This window comes from Kitasatospora sp. NPDC051705, assembly GCF_044453265.1.
Lineage (GTDB): Bacteria > Actinomycetota > Actinomycetes > Streptomycetales > Streptomycetaceae > Kitasatospora.
The window spans coordinates 1-5,116 of sequence record NZ_JBITCO010000058.1; the positions used below are offsets into that span (position 1 = coordinate 1).

Genomic DNA, 5,116 nt, shown 5'->3' on the forward strand with positions numbered 1-5,116 from the left:
CGTCGGCTACGAGATGGCCCTGCTCGTCGACCGCGCCGGCGCCGTCCTCACCCCCGCACTCCGCGCGGAACTCCAGGGCAGTCTCCTGCACTGACCTGGGCCCGAGCGGCATCCATCCCCCGTCCCACCTCCCCCGCCGGGTCCGACCCGACCGGTCCCGGCGTCTCACCCTCAGCTACCCTCAGGCAGCTGATCCCGCCTCAGCTGGCACCGCCCCAGCTGGAACCGGCTGCCCAAGGCTGCAGCACAAGGAGGACCCATGACCCCGCCCTCGACACCCGCCGGCTACGGCAACGGGTACGGCAGCGGCTACGGCGGGCAGCAGTCCGACGGCTACGAGCAGCAGCCGCTGGTCCGCCCGTACGCGATGACCGGCGGCCGCACCCGACCGCGGTACCAGCTCGCCATCGAGGCCCTGATCTCGACGACCGGCTCGGCCGAGCGGACCGGCGGCCTGCTCCCCGAGCACGCCCGGATCGTCAACCTCTGCCGTGAGGTCAAGTCCATCGCGGAGATCTCCGCACTGGCCGGTGTGCCGCTCGGTGTGGCCCGCATCCTCGTGGCCGACCTGGCCGAGGCCGGTCTCGTCGCCATCCACCAGCCCGCCGCCGCGGGCGAGTCGGGCGGAACGCCCGATGTCACGCTGCTCGAAAGGGTCCTCAGTGGACTTCGCAAGCTCTAACGGACCCGCCCGTGCCACGACGTCGGCCAAGATCGTCGTGGCGGGCGGCTTCGGTGTCGGCAAGACCACGCTCGTCGGCGCCGTCTCCGAGATCAACCCCCTGCGCACCGAAGCCGTCATGACCTCGGCCTCCGCCGGGATCGACGACATCAGCCACGTCTCCGGCAAGACGACCACCACCGTCGCCATGGACTTCGGCCGCATCACCCTCGACGAGGACCTCATCCTCTACCTGTTCGGCACCCCCGGACAGGACCGCTTCTGGTTCATGTGGGACGACCTCGTCCGCGGAGCCATCGGCGCCGTCGTCCTCGTCGACACCCGCCGCCTCGCCGACTGCTTCCCCGCCCTCGACTACTTCGAGAACAGCGGACTCCCCTTCGTCGTCGCCCTCAACGGCTTCGACGGACACCAGCCCCACACCCCCGACGAGGTCCGCGAGGCCCTCCAGCTCAGCGCCGACACCCCGGTCGTCACCCTCGACGCCCGCCGGCGCGACAGCGCCAAGAGCGCCCTCATCACCCTCGTCGAACACGCCCTCCTCGCCCGCCTCCGCTGAGGCCGACGAGGGGTGCGGAGCAGGCCGCACGCCCCGGGGGTCCGTCACCGCGACGGACCCCCGGGGTGGCCGCGCTTACCGGGCGGTGTCGTCCGGGGGCACCGCGCAAGACCCGTGTATAAGCAGCGGATAACAGTTCGGTAGGCATTTTGTGATCAACAGTGACTCTCCGTGGTGAATTAGCGTCACTCAGCGCCAGATGACCACGGTTTTGCTCCGGCATGTCGGTGAATGTCCAGATTGTGCCGACGCGGGTGCCATCCGACGGCTGTTTGTCCCCCATCCCTGCACGTGCTGAAATTCCAGCTACCCCTGATTGCTCTCGTGCCGGCCCACCCGGTGACGGGCCAGGGCCCGGGGGTAGCGCTGGATTGATCCATGGCCGGCAGTCGGCCGAGAGGTAGTTGTCGAGTGAGGCGTAAGCAGCAACCCGCCCCGCAGCGGCGCTCCGAGCCCCGCCAGAGCGAGCCGAACGGTACCGCAAAGGACCCGGCCGGATTCTCCGCGTTCACGCCCACCGAGGAGCGCTCACCCGCCTCCCCGGTGCTGCAGCCCGCGGCCGCGTCCAAGGAACCGCCGGGCGGCGGCCAGGACGGCGACGGCGGCTCCGGTCGCTACGACTTCCTCCGCCCGCGGAACTGGCGCGTGCCGACCCGCCTGATCGCGATCCTGCTGATCCCCGTGATCATCAGTCTCGTCTTCGGCGGCCTCCGCGTGAACACCTCGGTCGACGGCTACATCAAGGCCTCCCGCGCCGAGAAGACCGCCGAGCTCGCCAAGGCGGCCACCGAACTCGCCGAGGCGCTCGAGAACGAGCGCGACAAGACGCTGATACCCCTGCTCACCAAGCAGGACCCGGCCGGCCTGGTCGCCAAGGCCCGGTCCGACACGGACACGGCGCTGAAGGCGTACAACGCGGCCTACGCGGCCTCCGACAAGTCCGGTGAGCTGCCGCGCCGCCACGAGGCCTTCGAGAACCTCGTGGTCAACCTGCCGCACCTGCGCGCCAACGCGTACGGCCCCGAGCTGTTCGCCAGCGCCACCGCCAGCGCCTACTCGGTGATGTTCGCCCCGCTGCTGTCCTACGACAACTCGGTCGGCATGGGCTCCACCAACGCCACCAGCAAGGGCCGCGCGATCTACGCGATGTCGCTGGCCAAGGCCTCCGCGTCGACGCAGCGCGCGCTGATGCTGCACCTGCTCGTCGGCATCTCCGCCGGGACCACCACCCGGTACGAGAACTCCGACATGATCCAGCAGATCCTCGTCGCCGAGAAGCTGGAGCAGGTGTCGCTCACCGAGTTCAACACCGGTAGCGCCCCCGAGGACGCCAAGAAGTACTCCGACGCGCAGGTCGCCCAGGCCGCCGCGCAGGAGCGCTCGGCGTACAAGATGCCCAACGGCTCCGCGCCCACCATGCAGAGCCTGCTCGCCCTGGGCGCCGCCTACAGCCAGGCCGCCGCCGAGGGCCAGAGCAAGGGCAAGGCCGCCGCCGACGCCGCCTACGCCGAGGCCAAGGGCGCCGGTCTGACCCCGGACAACTGGAACCAGGCCGCCAACACCCACATCCAGGCCCTGCGGAGCACCGAAGTCGTCCTGCTGGACGACGTCCTCACCGACTCCCGCAACCTGAAGGACAACGCGCTCTACGACGCCGTCCTCAACACGATCATCGTCGTCGCGGCGCTGATCCTGGCCGGTCTGCTCACCGGCTACGTCGCCCGCTCGATGATCCTCGGCATGCGCACCCTGCGCAGCGCGGCCCTGGAGATCGCCGACCACCGCCTGCCGGACCTGGTCGAGAAGCTCTCCAAGACCGACCCCGACCGGGTCGACACCTCCGTCGCCGCGATCCCGCTGCACGGCAAGGACGAGATCGGCGAGGTCGCCCGGGCCTTCGACCAGGTCCACCAGCAGGCCGTGGCGCTCGCCGCCGAGCAGGCCCTGCTGCGAGGGAACGTCAACGCGATCTTCACCAACCTGTCGCGCCGCAGCCAGGGCCTGATCCAACGCCAGCTGGCGCTGATCACCGACCTGGAGAACAACGAGGCCGACCCGGACCAGCTGGAGAACCTCTTCAAGCTGGACCACCTCGCCACCCGTATGCGCCGCAACGGTGAGAACCTGCTCGTCCTCGCGGGCGAGGAGGCCGGCCGCCGCTGGAACACCCCGGTCCCGCTGGTCGACGTGCTCCGCGCCGCCGCCTCCGAGGTGGAGCAGTACGAGCGCGTCGAGCTGTCCGGCATCCCGGAGGTCGAGGTCGTCGGCGCCGCCGTGACCGACCTCGTCCACCTGCTCGCCGAGCTGCTCGAGAACGCCACCTCGTTCTCCAGCCCGCAGACCCGGGTCCTGGTCAACGCGACCCGCCTGCCGGACGGCCGCGTGCTGGTCGAGATCCACGACAAGGGCATCGGCCTCACCGCCGACGACTTCGCCGAGATCAACGAGAAGCTGGCAGAGCCGCCGACCGTCGACGCCACCATCTCCCGCCGCATGGGCCTCTTCGTGGTCGGCCGGCTCTCCCAGCGGCACGACGTCCGCGTCCAGCTCCGCCCCTCCGGCGAGTCCGCCGGGACCACCTCGCTGGTCATGCTCCCGCCGTTCGTCACCCAGTCGAACGCCGCCCCGGAGCCCGAGGAGCAGTTCACCGTCTCCCGGATCTTCGCCGAGCAGGAGCCGACCTCCGAGTGGGCGCCCGACGGCCGCCCGCGCAGCGCCGCCGAGCTGGGCTTCGACGACCACCTGACCGGCACCGGCCAGGCCGGCTCCTCCGGCTTCAGCCCGGCGCTGGAGGCCGTCCAGCGCTCGCAGCGCCTGGACCAGGTGCGCCGCGCCGCGGCCCTGGAGGGCGGCCCGAACACCTCCGAGATGCCGGTGCTCGACGCCGAGGTCGAGGAGGAGTACCAGCAGGGCTACGACCAGTACGCCCCGCAGGGCTACGAGCAGTCCGGCTACGCCGACGACCAGTACGGCTACCAGCAGGGCTACGACCAGCAGGACGAGTACGGCCAGGACCAGTACGGCCAGTACCCGCAGCAGGGCTACGAGCAGTCCGGCTACGCCGACGACCAGTACGGCCGCCAGGACTACCAGGGCCAGGACTACCAGGGCTACCAGGACGGCTACGGCGGCGACCAGTACGGCCAGCAGGCCGCGGAGGCCCCCGCCGGCCACCCGTACGCCCCGGAGCCCCCGGCCCTGCCCGCCGCCGAACCCGCCGCCACCCTGCCGTCCGGGCTGCCGCAGCGCCGCCCCGGCCAGCAGCTGGCCGGCGGCAGCTTCACCGCCCCGGCCACCCCGGCGGACGGCGGAGCCGGTGGCGAGACCCCGAACTGGTTCGCCGGTGCCAAGGACACCTCGTCGGTCGACGAACCGCGCGGCCACGACGTGTCGGGGCTCGGCGGGTACGGCCCGACCGGCCCGACGACCTCCCCCTGGCAGTCGCCCAACGACGGCGCCTGGCAGCGGGCCGAGCAGACCCGCGAGCCCGCCTCCGGCGGCACCACCGGGGCAGGCCTGCCCCGGCGCGTGCCCAAGCAGAACCTGGTGGCGGGCAACGCCAAGCCCACTCCGCAGGAAGGGCCGCAGGTCTCCCGCAGCCCCGAGGAGGTCCGCGGGCGGCTCACCAACCTGCGCCGCGGCGTGGAGCAGGGCCGCAGCGCGGGAAACACCGGAAGCTTCCGGATCGACCCCGATCAGGTAGACCCGTCCGGCAACGGACAGCAGAACCGAAGCACCGATCTCTTCGGCGGCTCGAACCACCAGGAGCGTTGAGTTGACTCAGATGAGCCAGGCCGCACAGAACCTGAACTGGCTGATCACCAATTTCGTGGACAACACCCCCGGGGTGTCCCACACCGTGGTGGTCTCCGCCG

The 5,116-nt window shown here is 71.2% G+C and carries 3 protein-coding genes and 2 pseudogenes; all 5 read left to right on the forward strand.

Going from position 1 to position 5,116, the window contains the following annotated elements; translation table 11 throughout:
• A pseudogene (locus tag ACIA8Q_RS33730) lies at positions 1-94 on the forward strand (roadblock/LC7 domain-containing protein); the annotation flags it as partial.
• Positions 95-259: 165 nt separating this feature from the next.
• Positions 260-682 (forward strand): DUF742 domain-containing protein, encoded by a 423-nt coding sequence (locus ACIA8Q_RS33735; RefSeq protein WP_030257834.1) that lies wholly within the window; start codon positions 260-262, stop codon positions 680-682.
• Positions 663-1,241, forward strand: a complete 579-nt coding sequence (locus tag ACIA8Q_RS33740) for an ATP/GTP-binding protein (protein WP_387902151.1) — start codon at positions 663-665, stop codon at positions 1,239-1,241. Before ACIA8Q_RS33735 ends, ACIA8Q_RS33740 begins: the two co-directional genes overlap by 20 nt.
• Positions 1,242-1,652: 411 nt before the next feature.
• Complete coding sequence (locus ACIA8Q_RS33745; RefSeq protein WP_387902153.1) at positions 1,653-5,015, forward strand: nitrate- and nitrite sensing domain-containing protein; 3,363 nt, start codon at positions 1,653-1,655, stop codon at positions 5,013-5,015.
• A 10-nt stretch (positions 5,016-5,025) separates the two neighbouring features.
• Positions 5,026-5,116 (forward strand): annotated as a pseudogene (locus ACIA8Q_RS33750) (roadblock/LC7 domain-containing protein); the annotation flags it as partial.